We start from the raw sequence: 18,431 nt of genomic DNA on the forward strand, positions 1-18,431 counted from the left end.
CAATAGCGGGATTGCGATCCCGAATTGTATCGAAATGTCACAAAAAAGACTTCGCTTTTTATGGCTGATTACGCAAAGTGAAAAGACATTTTTCCTGGGTGTTCATCGTCAGGTTTCACAGTTACACTCCCTAAGCTTGCGGAGTGTGAACGATACTTCACGGCATTGGTCAAATGGCTATCTCAAAAAAGAATACAGGACAGAGGTTATGTTCAGGCAGTTGAAAAAAAACCTGGTTGCTACCCTCATTGCCGCACTGACCATCGGTCAGGTTGCGCCCGCATTTGCTGACCCCGCGGACACCCTGCCTGATATGGGAACCTCGGCAGGGAGTACCCTTTCCATAGGACAGGAAATGCAGATGGGCGATTTTTATGTACGCCAGCTGCGGGGCAGCGCGCCGTTAATTAACGATCCGTTGCTGACCCAATATATTAATAGTCTGGGGATGCGTTTAGTTGCACACGCCGACTCGGTAAAAACGCCCTTCACCTTCTTTTTAATCAACAACGATGAAATTAACGCCTTTGCCTTCTTTGGCGGCAACGTTGTTTTGCACTCCGCACTGTTCCGCTATTCCGATAACGAAAGCCAACTGGCATCGGTTATGGCGCACGAAATTTCCCACGTCACGCAGCGTCACCTGGCGCGAGCGATGGAAGATCAGAAACGCAGCGCCCCGCTAACGTGGGTCGGTGCGTTAGGATCCATTTTATTGGCGATGGCCAGCCCCCAGGCGGGTATGGCGGCGCTGACCGGTACGTTGGCGGGTACGCGCCAGGGAATGATCAGCTTTACGCAGCAAAACGAACAGGAAGCGGACCGCATCGGTATTCAGGTACTGCAACGTTCGGGATTCGATCCCCAAGCCATGCCGACGTTCCTGGAAAAACTGCTCGATCAGGCCCGTTACTCTTCGCGTCCACCGGAAATTTTGCTGACCCACCCCCTGCCAGAAAGCCGTCTGGCAGATGCGCGTAACCGCGCCAACCAGATGCGCCCGGTCGTCGTCCAGTCTTCAGAAGATTTTTATCTGGCCAAGGCGCGAACCTTAGGCATGTATAACTCTGGTCGCAACCAGTTGACCGATGACTTGCTGAGTAACTGGTCGAAAGGCAACGTACGCGAGCAACGTGCGGCGCAATATGGCCGGGCGTTGCAGGCAATGGAGGCCAGTAAATACGACGAGGCGCATAAAGCGCTGCAACCATTGCTGACGGCCGAACCAAACAATGCCTGGTATCTTGACCTGGCAACGGATATCGATCTCGGCCAGAAGAAAACCGGCGACGCGATTAATCGCCTTAAAAATGCTCGAGACCTGCGAGTCAACCCGGTACTGCAGCTCAATCTGGCAAATGCGTATTTACAGGGCGGACAAGCCAAAGAAGCAGCCAATATCCTGAATCGTTATACGTTTAACCATAAGGATGACCCTAACGGCTGGGATTTGTTAGCGCAAACGGAGGCTGCTCTCGGTAACCGCGATCAGGAACTGGCTGCCCGTGCGGAAGGGTATGCCCTTGCAGGGCGTCTTGACCAGGCGATTTCGATGCTCAGCAGCGCAAGTTCGCAGGTCAAACTGGGAAGCCAGCAGCAGGCCAGATACGATGCCCGTATCGACCAGTTGCGCCAGTTGCAAGAACGTTTTAAACCGTATACGAAGATGTAATTATCGAACTCTTGCCGGATGGCGATGCTGTAGCGTCGCCATCCGGCAGTATTGTTATGCAAGGAGAAGTAATGTCAGACGCGATTAAAATCTACCATAACCCACGTTGTTCCAAGAGCCGCGAAACGCTGGAATTGCTGAAGTCCAACGGCGTGGACCCGGAAGTAGTACTGTATCTGGAAACGCCAGCAGACGCCGCAACCCTGCGTGAACTGCTGCAGATGCTGGGGATGTCCAGCGCGCGCGAACTGATGCGCCAGAAAGAAGATCTCTACAAGTCGCTTAACCTGGCGGACAAGAATTTGAGTGAAGATGCGCTGATTCAGGCGATGGTTGAAAATCCGAAGCTGATGGAGCGCCCCATTGTGGTTGCCAAAGGCCAGGCGCGGATCGGACGTCCGCCGGAGCAGGTACTGGAAATCGTCGGTTAAGCTGAAATCGCCGCACTCTTTTCGGCTGCGGCGTTTACAGTTTCAAAATCTCTTTTACGAACGGAATGGTCAGCTTACGCTGGGCGGTGATCGATGCGTGATCAAGCTGATCCAACGTCATAAACAGCGTACGCATTTCCCGATCCAGACGTTTAAGCAGGAAACGTCCCACATCTTCCGGCAGTTCAAACCCACGAAGCCTGGCGCGTAATTGCAGCGCCTGCAGCTTATCTTCATCGGAAAGCGGCTGCAGCTTGTAGATCTGTCCCCAGTCCAGGCGCGAAGCGAGATCCGGTAACCCCAGATTGAGCTGCCTTGGCGGGCGATCGCCGGTGATCAGCAGACGCGTTTTCCCCGACTCCAGAATACGGTTGTAGAGATCAAAGATCGCCATTTCCCACAGCGAATCACCGGCCACACATTCGATGTTATCGATGCATACCAGTGATAAATGCTCCATACCGTCGAGCACCTCGGGAACAAACCAGGTGCGCTTATCGAGCGGCACGTAACCTACCGCATCGCCGCGCGCAGACAGTTCCGCACAGGCTGCATGCAGCAAATGACTACGGCCAGCGCCTTCACGCGACCAGAGATAAATATACCCGCTATGTTCCTGACGCAGCACGTTTTGCAGTGCAGCCAGTAAAGAGGAGTTATCCCCCGGCCAGAAACTTGCAAACGTTTCGTCGTCAGGAAGATAAAGTGGCAAAGAGAGCTGTGCCGGTGTGTTCAGAGATACCTCAACCCAGGATTTCATAAAATCGCGTTGAGTTTAACACAGAAATGCGTCGCGATAGAACCGGGCAGCGATGCCGCCCGGTCAGAGACTTACTGTTGCGGGCTGTCTGCATCTTTTGCGTCGAGCACCACTTCTTCCGGACGCAGCAGGCTGATGACTTTAAAAATCAAGCTCAGGCAGACACCAACGATGGTCGCCAGCGCCATGCCTTTCAGCTCTGCGGCGCCAATGTGAACTTTCGCGCCACTCACGCCAATGATCAAAATGACCGAGGTCAGGATCAGGTTCTGAGCTTTGTTGTAGTCAACTTTTGACTCGATCAGTACGCGAATACCGGAAGCGCCAATCACGCCGTACAGTAACAGCGATACGCCGCCCATAACCGGCAGCGGGATGATCTGGATCGCCGCCGCCAGCTTGCCTACACAGGAGAGCAGGATGGCAAAAATCGCGGCGCCGCCAATAACCCAGGTACTGTAAACGCGGGTAATCGCCATTACGCCGATGTTTTCGCCATACGTGGTGTTCGGCGTAGAGCCGAAGAAACCGGAGATGACCGTAGACAGGCCGTTGGCGAACATAGAACGATGCAAACCAGGATCGCGAATCAAATCTTTTTTCACGATATTTGCCGTCACTACCAGGTGTCCGACGTGTTCAGCGATAACCACCAGCGCAGCAGGCAAGATGGTCAGAATGGCAACCCATTCAAAACGCGGCGTGTAGAGAGTCGGCAGCGCAAACCAGTGCGCCTGGGCAATCGGCGTGGTGTCCACAACGCCCATCACGAAAGAGAGCGCATAACCGGCCAGCACCCCAATCAGAATCGGGATAATCGCCATAAAACCGCGGAACAGTACGGAGCCAAATACCGTCACCGCCAGCGTCACCATCGAGATGATGATGGTTTTCGAATCCGGTAATTGCCCTTCAGCAGGCAGTAATCCCGCCATGCCCGCAGCAACGCCTGCCAGCTCCAGGCCGATGACGGCAACGATTGCGCCCATCGCCGCCGGAGGGAACATCACATCCAGCCAGCCGGTGCCTGCTTTCTTAACGATGAAAGAAACCAGGCAGAACAGGACGCCGCACATAATGAAACCGCCCAGCGCCACTTCATAACCTAACGGCAGCAGCAGCAGCACCGGAGAAATAAACGCAAAGCTGGAACCGAGATACGCGGGAATTTTACCCTTACAGATAAAGAGATACAGCAACGTACCAATGCCGTTAAACAGCAAAACGGTAGCCGGGTTGATGTGGAACAGAACTGGCACCAGTACCGTAGCGCCAAACATGGCGAACAGGTGCTGCAAACTAAGCGGGATTGTCTGTAAAAGCGGCGGTCTTTCACTTACCCCGATAGCACGGCGCGTCATAGTGTTTTCCTCTGAGTGTTGTTTGTTATTAGCGATTAGGTTGTTGTATTCAAAAAAAAGCCGACTCTTAAAGTCGGCTTTTTTTCACTTATTCGTTTACTTGGTACCAAAAATCTTATCGCCGGCATCGCCAAGCCCCGGAATAATGTATCCGTGCTCGTTCAGTCCCTGATCGATGGAGGCCGTGTACAGCTCAACATCCGGGTGCGCTTTTTCCAGCGCCGCGATACCTTCCGGCGCAGCAACCAGCACCAGCACTTTAATGCTGGTGCAGCCAGCATTTTTCAGCAGGTCGATGGTGGCGATAACGGAACCGCCGGTCGCCAGCATCGGGTCTACGATCAGCGCCATACGCTCATCGATGTTAGAAACCAGCTTCTGGAAATACGGAACCGGCTCCAGCGTTTCTTCGTTACGGTACATACCGACAACGCTGATACGCGCGCTCGGAACGTTTTCCAGTACGCCTTCCATCATGCCCAGACCGGCACGCAGGATTGGCACAACGGTGATTTTTTTACCTTTGATTTGGTCTACTTCAACCGGACCGTTCCAGCCCTCAATGGTCACCTTTTCGGTTTCCAGATCAGCGGTTGCTTCATAAGTCAGCAGGCTGCCAACTTCCGAGGCGAGTTCACGAAAGCGTTTAGTGCTGATATCGTTTTCACGCATCAGTCCCAGCTTGTGTTTGACGAGTGGGTGTTTGACTTCCACGATCTTCATACTCTTCTCCTTTCCTCAGACGAGTGGCAACCACAAAAAAAATCGCCGGATTATACCGCTTTTCGTCTCTGGCGCAACACTGCATCCGCTTGATATGGATCAACCAAAGTCGTTTGCGTCTGGATGATGAGTATAAAACAAGCCCCGTACTCATGGCGGAGCTTGTTATCAATGCTATGAATTTTAAAGATATTCAGCATTAGTCTGGATGACGTTTTGATACCATGAAAAAGATTTCTTAGGCGAGCGTGCTAATGTCCCACTACCGTCATTATTTTTATCGACGTAGATAAACCCGTAGCGTTTTTTCATCTCCCCCGTCCCGGCCGAGACTAAATCAATACACCCCCACGGGGTATATCCCATCAGTTCCACGCCATCTTCCACCACCGCTTTTTTCATCTCACGTATGTGGGCGGCAAGGTAGTCGATACGGTACTGGTCGTTGACTGTACCATCGCTCTCGCGCACGTCGATGGCGCCAAATCCATTTTCGACAATAAATAGCGGCAGTTGATAATGATCCCAGAACCAGTTCAGCGCATAGCGCAGACCGACCGGATCAATCTGCCAGCCCCAGTCCGATTTTTGCACGTACGGGTTAGGTACCAGGCTTTTCGACTCATCGTAATCCAACTGGGGGTTATCCGCCGTAGCCTGCGTCGCGAAAGACATATAGTAGCTAAAACCGATGTAATCAACGCAGCCCAGGGCCAGCGCCTGACGGTCTTCCTTGGTGATATCGAGTTCAAAGCCACGGCGAGCAAAGTAGTTGAGAAGATGTTGCGGGTATCTACCACGCACATGCACGTCGGTAAACCAGTAACGACGGTGCATGGCGTTCATCGCCATCATCATATCGTCTGGCGCGCAGGTCAGCGGGTAGATTGGACACATGGCAATCATGCACCCTACCTGCAACGCGGGGTTAATTTCACGCGCGGTCTTCACCGCCAGCGCGCTTGCCACCAGTTCATAGTGCGCCGCCTGGTACATGACCGGCTCGCGATCTTCACCAGGCTGGTACTTCAGACCAGAATTAGTAAAAGGGGCGAAGTCTTCGTGATAATTCGCCTGGTTGTTAATCTCATTAAACGTCATCCAGTACTTCACTTTGTGCTGATAACGCGTGAAAACCACCCCGGCAAAACGGACAAAGAAATCGATAAGTTTACGATTGCGCCAGCCGCCGTATTCCGTCACCAGATGGTAAGGCATCTCAAAATGCGACAGCGTAATTACCGGCTCAATGCCATGTTTCAGACATTCGTCGAACAGATCATCATAAAACTGCAGGCCGGCTTCATTGGGTTGCGCTTCATCGCCTAATGGGAAAATACGCGTCCACGCAATGGAAGTACGAAAACATTTAAAGCCCATTTCAGCAAACAGCTTTATGTCCTCTTTATAGCGGTGATAAAAATCAATCGCCTCATGGTTAGGGTAATTTTTACCGGCGATCACACCGTCAGTAATTTCACGCGCCACACCATGCGCCCCCGCCGTCATCACATCAGCAACGCTAATTCCCTTTCCACCTTCCCGCCAGCCACCTTCCAGTTGGTGAGCGGCTACAGCGCCCCCCCACATGAAATCTGCTTTAAATCCAGACATACCTTCCCCCTATCATGATTACCCTGTTCAAAACACTCTCGGTGAGGTCCGTAACAGAAAACAGAAACCGGTTTCAGTACGATACTGCGCATTTGGCTGGCTGGTTTCAAGCACAAGAATGTACCCGGTTTCATTTTCGTGGCGCGATTCAAACAAATAGATAAATGACTGTAAAATGCTGAAAAAATCAGCAGATAAAACTTGATGCAGAGCAGGCTCGCAAACGTTTGCTTTCCCTGTTAGAATTGCGCCGAATTTAACTTTTACTGCAAGTAAACATGTGGGGAAGCAGGCAGTGACCGATAAAACCTCTCTTAGCTACAAAGATGCCGGTGTTGATATTGATGCAGGTAATGCTCTGGTTGATCGAATCAAAGGCGTAGTAAAGAAAACGCGTCGCCCGGAAGTAATGGGTGGTCTGGGTGGCTTCGGTGCGCTGTGCGCATTGCCGCAAAAATATCGTGAACCGGTACTGGTTTCCGGCACAGATGGCGTAGGCACAAAACTGCGTCTGGCGATGGACCTGAAACGCCACGACACCATTGGCATCGACCTGGTCGCGATGTGCGTCAACGACCTCGTGGTTCAGGGTGCTGAGCCGCTGTTTTTCCTCGACTACTATGCGACTGGCAAACTGGATGTGGATACCGCAGCCAGCGTCATTAATGGTATTGCCGAAGGCTGTCTGCAGTCAGGCTGTGCGCTGGTGGGCGGTGAAACGGCTGAAATGCCGGGCATGTACCACGGTGAAGATTACGACGTGGCTGGCTTCTGCGTTGGCGTCGTCGAAAAATCCGAGATTATCGACGGTTCAAAAGTGGCTGACGGCGACGTGCTGATTGCGCTCGGCTCCAGCGGCCCGCACTCCAACGGCTACTCCCTGGTACGTAAAATCGTTGAAGTCAGCGGTTGTGACCCTGAAACCACCGAGCTTGAAGGCAAGTCGCTGGCCGATCACTTACTGGCCCCGACCCGTATTTACGTAAAATCCATTCTGGATCTGATCGAGAAGGTTGATGTGCATGCCATCGCCCACCTGACCGGCGGCGGCTTCTGGGAAAATATTCCGCGCGTCCTGCCAGACAACACGCAGGCAGTGATCGACGAATCCTCATGGCAGTGGCCAGCCGTCTTCACCTGGCTGCAAACGGCGGGTAACGTCAGCCAGCACGAGATGTACCGTACCTTCAACTGCGGCGTAGGCATGGTCATCGCCCTGCCAGCTTCGGAAGTGGACAACGCCCTCGCTTTGCTCAATGAGAAAGGTGAAAACGCATGGAAAATCGGTATCATCAAAGCCTCTGATTCCGAACAGCGTGTGGTCATTGAATGAAAAACATTGTGGTGCTCATTTCCGGTAACGGAAGCAATTTGCAGGCGATCATCGACGCCTGCGAACAGAAAAAAATCAATGGCACCATACGGGCAGTATTCAGTAACAAGGCCGATGCGTTCGGCCTTGAACGTGCACGAGAAGCGAATATTCCGGCACATTCGCTGGAGGCCGCTCAGTTTGCCAGCCGCGACGCATTTGACCGCCAACTGATACAAGAGATTGACGCCTACGGCCCCGATGTCGTGGTGCTGGCCGGTTATATGCGCATCCTCAGCCCGGCGTTTGTCGCTCACTATTCGGAACGGTTGCTGAATATCCACCCGTCTTTATTGCCGAAGTATCCCGGTTTGCACACGCACCGTCAGGTACTGGATAACGGCGATGAAGAGCATGGAACCTCCGTCCATTTTGTTACTGATGAACTGGACGGTGGACCGGTTATTCTCCAGGCCAAGGTTCCGGTATTTGAAGGCGACAGCGAAGATGATGTCACTGCCCGGGTTCAGGCCCAGGAACATGCGATTTACCCGCTGGTGGTAAGCTGGTTTATCGATGGTCGCCTGAAGATGCGCGATAACGCAGCATGGCTGGACGGCGTTCGCCTGCCGCCGCAAGGCTACGCCGCCGACGAATAATCACATCTTCCGGTAGGCCTGATGGCGCTTCGCTTATCCGGCCTACTATTCTTCCCCCCTTTCTCTTTGCTATCAGACAGTTTATTGTCATATTTTTCTGGCACAGTTGGACATCTGAGAGCAATGCTCGCCATAATAAATCGGTAGTGTCCCGTGAATGAAACGGAGTAAAAGTGGTAATGGGTCAGGAAAAGCTATATATCGAGAAAGAACTCAGCTGGTTAGCGTTTAACGAACGTGTACTCCAGGAAGCTGCTGATAAATCAAACCCGTTGATCGAACGGATGCGTTTTTTAGGCATCTATTCCAATAACCTCGACGAGTTTTACAAGGTTCGTTTTGCCGAACTGAAGCGCCGAATCATCATTAGCGAAGAACAGGGTTCAAACTCTCATTCCCGCCATCTGCTCGGCAAAATCCAGGCCCGCGTATTAAAAGCCGATCAGGAATTTGACGGCCTGTATAACGAATTACTGCTGGAGATGGCGCGTAACCAGATTTTCTTAATCAACGAACGCCAATTGTCGGTGAATCAGCAGAGCTGGTTACGCCATTACTTCAAGCAATATCTTCGCCAGCACATTACGCCGATTCTGATTAACCGTGAGACGGATTTAGTCCAGTTTCTGAAAGATGACTATACCTATCTGGCGGTGGAGATTATCCGTGGTGATACGATCCGCTACGCGCTGCTGGAAATCCCTTCTGACAAGGTTCCCCGTTTTGTGAATTTGCCGCCGGAGACCCCGCGTCGTCGTAAACCGATGATCCTGTTGGACAACATTTTACGTTATTGCCTTGACGATATTTTCAAAGGGTTCTTTGATTACGATGCGCTGAACGCCTATTCGATGAAAATGACCCGCGACGCGGAATACGATTTAGTGCACGAGATGGAATCCAGCCTGATGGAGCTGATGTCATCCAGCCTGAAACAGCGTCTGACCGCCGAGCCTGTGCGCTTTGTTTATCAGCGAGATATGCCTAATGCGCTGGTCGAGGTGCTGCGTGAAAAACTGACCATTTCTCGCTACGACTCCATCGTTCCCGGCGGGCGTTACCATAACTTCAAAGACTTTATTAACTTCCCCAATGTTGGCAAAGCTAACCTGGTGAATAAACCACTGCCCCGTCTGCGTCACATCTGGTTCGATAACGAGAAATTCCGTAACGGATTTGACGCAATCCGCGAGCGTGATGTACTGCTTTATTATCCGTATCACACCTTTGAACATGTCCTGGAACTACTGCGTCAGGCCTCCTTCGACCCAAGCGTACTGGCGATAAAAATCAACATCTACCGTGTGGCAAAAGACTCGCGCATCATCGACGCGATGATCCATGCCGCGCATAACGGTAAGAAAGTCACTGTCGTCGTGGAACTGCAGGCACGCTTCGATGAAGAAGCCAACATTCACTGGGCCAAACGTCTTACCGAAGCGGGCGTTCACGTCATCTTCTCCGCCCCAGGCCTGAAAATTCACGCCAAGCTGTTTCTTATCTCACGTAAAGAAGGCGATGACGTCGTGCGCTATGCGCATATCGGGACCGGTAACTTCAACGAAAAAACGGCGCGCCTCTATACCGATTACTCATTGCTTACCGCCGATTCACGCATTACTAACGAAGTTCGCCGGGTGTTCAACTTCATTGAAAACCCATACCGTCCGGTAACATTTGATTATCTGTTGGTTTCTCCGCAGAACTCACGTCGCCTGCTGTACGCCATGATCGACAAAGAGATCGCTAACGCACAGCAAGGGTTACCTTCAGGTATTACGTTAAAACTGAATAACCTGGTCGATAAGGGTCTGGTGGATCGTCTCTATGCGGCCTCAGGCTCGGGCGTGCCGGTCAATTTATTGATTCGCGGTATGTGTTCTCTGATCCCGAACCTTGAAGGCATCAGCGACAATATTCGCGTTATCAGCATTGTTGACCGCTACCTCGAACATGACCGGGTTTATATCTTTGAGAACGGCGGCGATAAGCAGGTGTATCTCTCCTCGGCTGACTGGATGACAAGAAATATCGACTATCGTATCGAAGTCGCTACCCCGCTACTTGATCCACGCCTCAAGCAACGCGTGCTGGATATCATTGATATTCTGTTTAGCGATACGGTGAAGGCCCGCTTCATCGATAAAGAACTGAGTAATCGCTACGTGCCACGTGGAAACCGCCGTAAGGTTCAGTCACAATTGGCGATTTACGACTACATCAAATCACTCGAGCAACCTGACTAACGATATGCCAATACACGACAAGTCACCACGACCGCAGGAATTTGCTGCGGTCGACCTGGGTTCAAACAGTTTTCATATGGTCATTGCCCGCGTGGTTGATGGTGCAATGCAAATCATCGGACGACTGAAACAACGCGTACATCTGGCGGATGGACTCGGCGCAGACAACAAGCTGAGCGAAGAAGCAATGGAGCGCGGGTTAAGCTGTTTGTCGCTTTTCGCCGAACGACTGCAAGGTTTTCCCCCGTCGAGCGTATGTATCGTGGGAACCCATACTCTACGTCAGGCGCTGAACGCGACCGATTTTCTCAAGCGCGCAGAAAAAGTTATCCCCTACCCGATTGAGATTATTTCTGGCAATGAAGAAGCACGTCTGATTTTTATGGGCGTTGAACACACCCAGCCGGAAAAAGGCCGCAAGCTGGTTATCGATATCGGCGGCGGTTCAACGGAACTGGTGATCGGCGAAGATTTCGAACCCAAACTGGTCGAAAGCCGCCGTATGGGCTGCGTTAGTTTTGCTCAGATGTATTTCCCGGGCGGCGCTATCAGTCGGGAAAACTTCCAGCGCGCCCGCATGGCGGCAGCGCAAAAACTTGAAACGCTAACCTGGCAGTTTCGTATTCAGGGCTGGAACGTTGCGCTGGGCGCGTCGGGTACCATTAAAGCGGCACACGAAGTGCTGCTGGAGATGGGGGAGAAAGATGGTTTTATCACCCCCGAACGTCTGGAAAAACTGACCGCTGAAGTGCTGAAGCACGCGTCATTCGATGCGCTCAGTTTGCCGGGACTTTCAGAAGAACGAAAAGCGGTGTTTGTACCTGGGCTTGCTATTTTGTGCGGCGTTTTTGATGCGCTGGCGATTCGCGAGCTTCGGCTGTCCGATGGCGCGCTACGTGAAGGCGTGCTGTATGAGATGGAAGGCCGTTTTCGCCATCAGGATGTACGTAGCCGCACTGCCAGCAGCCTGGCGAATCAGTACAACATTGACAGTGAGCAAGCCCGGCGTGTGCTGGAAACCACCATGCAGATGTATGACCAGTGGCATATTCAGCAGCCAAAACTGGCCAATCCCCAGTTGGAAGCGTTACTGCGCTGGGCTGCGATGCTGCATGAGGTTGGGCTGAATATTAACCATAGCGGCCTGCATCGCCATTCTGCTTACATTTTACAAAATAGCGATTTACCGGGATTCAATCAGGAACAGCAACTGATGATGGCAACATTAGTTCGTTACCATCGTAAAGCGGTGAAACTTGATGATTTACCCCGCTTTACGCTGTTTAAGAAAAAACAGTTTCTGCCGTTAATCCAGCTATTGCGTCTGGGGGTATTACTGAATAATCAGCGTCAGGCGACAACCACGCCGCCGACCCTGACCCTGCTAACCGAAGACAACCACTGGACCTTACGCTTCCCACATGACTGGTTCAGCCAAAATGCGCTGGTACTGCTCGATCTGGAAAAAGAGCAGCAATACTGGGAAGCGGTAACCGGCTGGCGTCTCAAAATTGAAGAAGAAAGCTCACCCGATATCGCAGCATAAGCTCCCAACAGGTGCCGGCTCGTCTGGCACCTGCTCTTCCAGCGTTTCGCGCAGCGGCAACGGTTTGCCAATCAAATACCCCTGCAGGTAATCAATTCCCAGCGAAATCACCGCGCTGCGTATTTCTTCGCTTTCGACATACTCCGCAACCACCAGCATTCTTTTCATCCGCGCCAGATGACAAATGGAGGCTACGATTTGGTAATCGAGGCTGTTCGAAACGATATTACGAATAAAACTGCCGTCAATTTTCAGGATATCGGCATTCACATTTTTCAGTCGTGCATAGCTGGCATATCCGGTGCCAAAATCATCAATCGCAATCTGACAGCCCAAAGATTGCAGCTGTAGTAACGTCGCCTGTGCCTGTTCCGCATTGGTTAAGGCATTGCTTTCCGTCACCTCAAAGATGAGTTGCCAGGCTTCAACTTTGTATTTCGTCAGTAACTGATTGATGTCATGCGGAAGCCGGGCACGGCATACCGATGTAGGCGATAAGTTAATTGCAAACCGACGGGCAGGCATTTGTTCCCGATTCCGCGCCATAAATTTCAGCGTGTTTTCAATCACCCACATGTCGATGCTGGATGACAAACCAAACTCGTGCGCTACCGGCAAGAAATTATCCGGAGCGATAGTTTCACCATCATCCCCATGAAGTCGCAGCAGAATTTCATGATAGACATCGCCACGCACGCCAGCGATCGGCTGCGCCATCAGGAAAAAGCGATTGTGCTCCAGCGCCTGCTGCAGACGGTTCATCATCGCAACCTTATCTTTCAGGTCACGTTGCAAGTGCATCACACCGCGTCGCTGCATATTTTCTGGAGAATTGGTCGCCAGAGATATTTCGGCAATGGTGCTTAACTCACCGAGCAATAAATAAATGTGGTTAACCGGAGCGCGAACATAGCAAAAGCTGATGCCAACCTGCGGCTGTAAAGGCATGCCATCCCAGATAAAGCGGAATTGCTTAATATGCCTGTCCAGGGCTTCAATGCGCTCCTGATGAGCCTCTGTGTTAAAACGCAAAACGAGATCATTACCCGATAATTGATAGACATGCTCATCCGGTTCTAACAGAGGTGTTATCCACTGAGCGAGCTTTTGCTTGTACTGGATACGCAGCATAATGCCGTAATTTTTCACCAGCAGTTCCATGCCGGGCACGCGCAAAAAGCAGAGCACTGACCAGGGCGCTTTTTTCAAATCCCGATTCAACGCACGCAAGTTTGGAATATGTACCATTGGATCGAAGAATGCCAGACGATGGTTCCGTCGGGTAACAAACCGCTGGCGCGTTGCCAGTACGGCAATGAAATTCACTATAAAGGAGAAAACCAGATAGCTCGATGAGGTAATGGCAAGCTGGGTATCATAGCCCGAATACCAGGGCATATAGCGCTGATAATAATGAATTGCAGTAATAAGTACGACTGACCATATCAACGAAATAAATCTATAACCGTAACGCATTGCGCCCCATAGCATAACGGGCAGTAACAGTGACAAGGTATAATTCGTGCTAAATATTGAGCTTTGTTCATTTAGCGGCATACACAACATTGACATAAATGCGGCCAATATAATCGACCAGACTGCAAGCTCTGTTTTGGTAACTTTGCTGTCAAACTGCTGCTTTAACTGAGAAAAATAGCCTCTCAGGTGCAATGGATTGCGAATCGTTCGAATAATAAGATAGCACAGTGGTACCCCAACCAGATTCCCCGCCAGCATAGCCTGATAATTGATTAACGTGCCGGTGTTAAAGGGCATTACGCCCACCATGCCTGATTTGCTCTCATAGACGCCCACAAAGGCGGCAAACTGGAAGAGAATCAGAAACAGCGTTGCCGGGCAGAACACCTGCCAGAACATTCGCTGAAACATCAGGTGAGAATCGCCGTGGGAAACATTGTTGCGTCGGGGAACGAATACCTTATACCCGCCCCAACTAAGCACTAGCGTAACTATAAAGTGAGAAATTATTGAGAGTGTTTCAAATAGTCCAACCTGCGGATATTTATACCAGATTATGGAAATGATAATTCCTGGCAATGCCGCCCAGCCAAAAAAGAGCATCAGACTAATCATCAGCGCCAATGGCAGATAGAAAAGTATTACGGTCCCCGTACTAATATGGGCATAGGTGTTGGCAGTGCTCAATATAGGCAACAGCAAAGAAGGCAAGATGAGAGGTAACGCCCACCATCTATCTCTAATACCAATATATTTTTTATTGAGTTTCATAGATGCTCAGTAGAATCCCACACATCCTGTAGGGGGTATTCAGACAGGCATCCCACCTGACTTTAAATCGTTAAAGTAATACATCATATTGATTCATCAATTCTAGTTGTCAGCAAAGGCCGACGTTTGATACATATCAAAAAAAATGCCCCTCATTAATCAATTATTACTCTTTTCATTATTTTTTATCGTTAATTCATTATTCGCGCAAATAATCATATTAATTTCCATAACATAAGGGGATAAAACAACTGAAGCAATTTTACATAACGAAGAATTGACCATTCCCTCGCAGTATGCCTTAATGTGAGTATCGCCCATGTCGGGTACACTACAAGGAACCTTTTGTGAGCCAGGTTACCAGCCTACGCAAACGACACCGATTTAACAGTCGCATGATCCGGATCGTACTGCTTATCAGCTTTCTCTTCTTCTTCGGACGCTTCGTCTACTCCGCCATTGGTGCGTGGCATCACCACCAGGACAAAAAAGAATCTCAGCAGCTAACCCTGCCGCAACAGACCTCCCCAGCACAAACAGCCCCACGTTAATCGCTCGCAGACCGCGTTGATGTCCTGATCCTCAAGATTCCTTACCGGATGGCTAATCGTCTGACAGTTAACCATCCGGTAAGGGATTTGTGTTCCCTCCTGTCACTACTTTTATAATGCCACATACTCCCCCAGAAAATCATTTTTTGATTTCCGTACAATTGCACAATATTTTCGCTCCTCGTCACCACACTATTCGCACTGAGTTACTATATTTCTGTGTATTGGAGATAATAAACGTAAACACAGTTCAAATAGTCACTCACCGATAGCATTAGTTAATATAAATAACGCACACATTAATATTTAAAATGTAATTACATATATATAAGATTTTGGCTTTTTATATTCAACAAGGTATTACGATGCAGAGTTTTACATTATTTCCGAAAATACGAAGCGGTATTGAATGACTCACTGGGCACAGCGATGCTATCCAACATCGCCGCTGGTGTATTGTTGGTTTCCCTGCGACCTTTCCGCGCCGAAGAAATCGTGCAGATTGGCACTGTCACCGGGACAGTTGAAAAAGTGCATCTTTTCTCAACCACCCTACTCACCGCTGATAGTAAAGAGGTGGTGATCCCTAACGGCAAAATCATCGCTGACAATATTGTTAACTACTCTCGCCCCCCGTTTCGCCGCACCGACCAGGTCGATTGTCGATGAAAATACGCTGACAGGGGGTATTCCCTCTGCAGGGCAGCATTAACGTTGATTAATAGCTTAAAAACCCACCCTTAAATAAAATTTAAAAATTAAATGCTAACAAAGAGGCCGTAAATATCATCATCGCTACATGTTTCCATATCTCACATTACAGGCTACAAAAAACAACCTCCCCCCCTCCCCAACATATCTGTACAATACTCTCTATCGTTTTCTATGCGTTATTCATGATGAAGGAATCCATAAAAATGGAACAACCGGTCAAATGTGACCCACATATCCTGTCGTTACTGAAAAAAACCTCCCTCAATCACATAGACTATCTGGTCGACGTTCTGACAGACAACGGCAAGGGCCGGGTAGCATTATCATCGTCCGTTAAGGACTTACTACTCGAAGAGAAGGCAGAACGGGACTACAGCGAGCATGGACTGCGGCATCTGCTACATGAATTGCAGGAATATGGCGGACACTCGCTCGTTAATATTTTCCGCAGTGAGCCGTTGCCTTATTCTGAGTTATTAACCGATGTTCATAAAAAGCTCAATGGCAAAGACAGCAAGAAAAAAAATAACGCCACAAAAGAGCGGGAAATCGTCCTAAGTTTGTTTGGTGATGACTGGCAGTCATTAGCCGATCATGAACGTTGGGAGCGCTGCACAGAAACGAAAGTTGTCTCCGGTTTTTTCAAGATGCAGGATAATCTGCGCATCAACGATAAAGGGGTTGTTATCGGCCTGTCTACTGCGGCAAGCGTAGCGGCATTTGCCGCACTCCGCTTACATCCCGTCACTGCTATCGTCAGTACGATTGGCCTTGCTAACCAAACGCTTGGGGAGGCATACCGGGTGACAATTCCGTTCATTGCCCATATCGCGATGCTCAACATGCTTTACTCGCCCAAAGTAGCGCAGTAAAAATACCGTAACTAACCCAGCAGAATTCACCCTATGTCAACTTTAGCGAACAACAATCAGATAGCTGAGCAAGAAGCGGCCTTCGAGGTGGACATCGTCGACGCGCAAAATAATGCCCTGGTGAAAATACACAGCCAGCCTGGATACTGGCAAGATATTACGCAACAGGACTCGCAGACGGAACTTGATCCCAGCAGCATTTCACTCTTGAACCACTGGCTCAGTAGCGTACCCACCGTCGCCACTGCCGTTGCAGGTAACGCGACACAATTAATGACCTGTTCTTTCGAATACAGCCAACTGGTACAGGCGAAAGATGGCAGCGGAGCAATCGGCGCGGTACTTAATCCAGACACCAACAAAATTGGCGCACAAGCCCGATTTCACGAAGCTGAAAATCTGAAGTCGCTGGTCAATGCCAGCCTGGTTTTTAATATCGCGTCACAACTTCTGGCCCAAAAACATCTTGCCGATATTAATGAGAGACTGCGGATCATCGAACAAAAGATCGATTCGATTAAAGGCCATCTTGAACAATCGCGCCTCGCGAAGATCCAGGCTTTCCATGAACATCTCAATATTATTGGTTTATTACTGAGCCGTAATGACATTATCACCAAAGAGTCACTACTCAACCTGGCCAAAAGCGCGCAGGAAGTACGCTCGCAGGTTAAGCATCTTGAAAAGGATATCACTCAGGCATATCGAGAAATTGAACAATTTGAACCAACCAGTTGGTTTGGATCTGACGATCTCCGGGAAGCGCTCAAACTGAAAATAAGCAATGTGGAGCGGTTGCAGCGTGAGTATCTGACGGGTATGCAATGTTTGTTGGTGGCTAATCTCATCCTGTTCATCAAGCATGACGGCAACCAAGAATTTGTCCTGACAAGCGAAGTCTATTTAAAAGAACTGAATGCCAGCAACGGCATATTTCAGCAATGGGAAAAAATAAAACGTAAAGTCGCCCATCATCTCAGCAAGATGAAGCCGTTATTTGAACGAGCAAGCAGCACCCAGGCAAATGCCTTACAGGTAGAACGCAAGCTAAATCAAACGGATAATCTGCTTAACACTGATAACGTTTTACTTACACAACTCGGCGAACGCATCCAGGCAGCCCAATCACCGCAGGTATTGTTAGAGATTGTGGATAATAAGGTGCTGAGAGGTCGCTTTTTGCGTTAGCACACCGACGCTAACTAACCGTCCAGAATTGGCTATACAATACGAGATGTCGCGGCTGGAAGCAGCGGCATCTCATCAACCAAGCGGGTGAAGGCGTGCTGGCTGTGATTTCCACAAATTATTGATATTTGGCAATCTCATTCTAATGACGATCAACTTGAAATATACGCTGTAAATTCCGCAAAGAATATATCCAGTTTTAGTAATAAGCAGGACATGGAGTCCCCGAAGTAATCAATATGGATATTCATTATTATTAAATGACTTTCTTTATGACTCGACCTGGTTCGACGATTACGTCAAATTTACCGTCAGGAACTGTGCGCCACATAGAAAATTCATGAATGCACATAAATAAAAACCCTCTGTAAAAACAGAGGGTTGATTGCAGTTTTACCCGTTCATGAAAACTCAGGAAGGGTTATCGGCTTATTCCCACCCCATTATAAATTAAATTAAAATTTATCGAAATAACAGTCACTTAGGAAGTTGATCTTTCTCGATACCACAATCAATACCATGCGGAGATTTT

The 18,431-nt window shown here is 49.7% G+C and carries 14 protein-coding genes and 1 pseudogene; 10 read left to right on the top strand and 5 right to left on the bottom strand.

Annotated features, from left to right (window positions below; all coding sequences use genetic code 11):
* Positions 1–208 precede the first annotated feature (208 nt).
* Both bepA and arsC read left to right on the top strand, forming a co-directional pair.
* Positions 209–1,672 carry a beta-barrel assembly-enhancing protease gene (gene bepA / locus FDW97_RS09140; RefSeq protein WP_137350936.1) on the top strand — a complete coding sequence of 488 codons (1,464 nt, stop codon included), beginning with the start codon at positions 209–211 and terminating at the stop codon, positions 1,670–1,672.
* 71 nt (positions 1,673–1,743) lie between these two features.
* Positions 1,744–2,103: an arsenate reductase (glutaredoxin) gene (arsC, locus tag FDW97_RS09145; RefSeq protein WP_003037937.1), complete on the top strand. Its 360-nt coding sequence runs from the start codon at positions 1,744–1,746 to the stop codon at positions 2,101–2,103.
* Positions 2,104–2,137: 34 nt separating this feature from the next.
* Here the strand turns inward: arsC and FDW97_RS09150 are convergent, their stop codons facing one another.
* The 4 genes from FDW97_RS09150 to FDW97_RS09165 form a co-directional block, all read right to left on the bottom strand.
* Complete coding sequence (locus tag FDW97_RS09150) at positions 2,138–2,839, bottom strand: DnaA inactivator Hda (protein ID WP_211924219.1); 702 nt, start codon at positions 2,837–2,839, stop codon at positions 2,138–2,140.
* A gap of 95 nt (positions 2,840–2,934) precedes the next feature.
* The gene (gene uraA / locus FDW97_RS09155) at positions 2,935–4,224 is read right to left on the bottom strand and encodes a uracil permease (RefSeq protein WP_038642578.1); all 1,290 of its coding nucleotides are present in this window, start codon (positions 4,222–4,224) and stop codon (positions 2,935–2,937) included.
* 96 nt (positions 4,225–4,320) lie between these two features.
* Positions 4,321–4,947 (bottom strand): uracil phosphoribosyltransferase, encoded by a 627-nt coding sequence (gene upp, locus FDW97_RS09160; RefSeq protein WP_038642580.1) that lies wholly within the window; start codon positions 4,945–4,947, stop codon positions 4,321–4,323.
* Positions 4,948–5,130: 183 nt separating this feature from the next.
* Positions 5,131–6,561 carry a 6-phospho-beta-glucosidase gene (locus FDW97_RS09165; protein ID WP_137350937.1) on the bottom strand — a complete coding sequence of 477 codons (1,431 nt, stop codon included), beginning with the start codon at positions 6,559–6,561 and terminating at the stop codon, positions 5,131–5,133.
* Positions 6,562–6,856: 295 nt separating this feature from the next.
* Between FDW97_RS09165 and purM the strand changes: the two genes are divergently transcribed.
* The 4 genes from purM (at position 6,857) to ppx (ending at position 12,324) form a co-directional block, all read left to right on the top strand.
* Positions 6,857–7,894 (top strand): phosphoribosylformylglycinamidine cyclo-ligase, encoded by a 1,038-nt coding sequence (purM, locus tag FDW97_RS09170; RefSeq protein WP_137350938.1) that lies wholly within the window; start codon positions 6,857–6,859, stop codon positions 7,892–7,894.
* Positions 7,891–8,532, top strand: coding sequence for a phosphoribosylglycinamide formyltransferase (gene purN, locus FDW97_RS09175; protein WP_085049257.1), 642 nt, complete (start codon positions 7,891–7,893; stop codon positions 8,530–8,532). The genes purM and purN overlap by 4 nt, the downstream gene beginning before the upstream one ends.
* A gap of 179 nt (positions 8,533–8,711) precedes the next feature.
* The gene (gene ppk1 / locus FDW97_RS09180) at positions 8,712–10,778 is read left to right on the top strand and encodes a polyphosphate kinase 1 (protein WP_069324466.1); all 2,067 of its coding nucleotides are present in this window, start codon (positions 8,712–8,714) and stop codon (positions 10,776–10,778) included.
* 4 nt (positions 10,779–10,782) lie between these two features.
* Positions 10,783–12,324: an exopolyphosphatase gene (ppx, locus tag FDW97_RS09185; RefSeq protein WP_038642590.1), complete on the top strand. Its 1,542-nt coding sequence runs from the start codon at positions 10,783–10,785 to the stop codon at positions 12,322–12,324.
* Here ppx and FDW97_RS09190 read toward each other — a convergent pair.
* Positions 12,304–14,574: a sensor domain-containing phosphodiesterase gene (locus FDW97_RS09190; protein ID WP_137350939.1), complete on the bottom strand. Its 2,271-nt coding sequence runs from the start codon at positions 14,572–14,574 to the stop codon at positions 12,304–12,306. The genes ppx and FDW97_RS09190 overlap by 21 nt on opposite strands.
* Before the next feature lie 347 nt (positions 14,575–14,921).
* Between FDW97_RS09190 and FDW97_RS09195 the strand changes: the two genes are divergently transcribed.
* The 4 genes and pseudogenes from FDW97_RS09195 (at position 14,922) to FDW97_RS09210 (ending at position 17,899) form a co-directional block, all read left to right on the top strand.
* Complete coding sequence (locus tag FDW97_RS09195) at positions 14,922–15,125, top strand: YfgG family protein (RefSeq protein WP_071888163.1); 204 nt, start codon at positions 14,922–14,924, stop codon at positions 15,123–15,125.
* Between the two features lie 432 nt (positions 15,126–15,557).
* Positions 15,558–15,782, top strand: a pseudogene (locus FDW97_RS09200) (mechanosensitive ion channel domain-containing protein); the annotation flags it as partial.
* 260 nt (positions 15,783–16,042) lie between these two features.
* Complete coding sequence (locus tag FDW97_RS09205) at positions 16,043–16,711, top strand: hypothetical protein (RefSeq protein ID WP_085049260.1); 669 nt, start codon at positions 16,043–16,045, stop codon at positions 16,709–16,711.
* 33 nt (positions 16,712–16,744) lie between these two features.
* Positions 16,745–17,899 carry a hypothetical protein gene (locus tag FDW97_RS09210; RefSeq protein WP_137350940.1) on the top strand — a complete coding sequence of 385 codons (1,155 nt, stop codon included), beginning with the start codon at positions 16,745–16,747 and terminating at the stop codon, positions 17,897–17,899.
* The last annotated feature ends 532 nt before the right edge of the window (positions 17,900–18,431 follow it).

The sequence above is a fragment of the Citrobacter sp. wls708 genome (assembly GCF_005281255.1).
Taxonomy (GTDB): Bacteria; Pseudomonadota; Gammaproteobacteria; order Enterobacterales; family Enterobacteriaceae; genus Citrobacter; species Citrobacter werkmanii.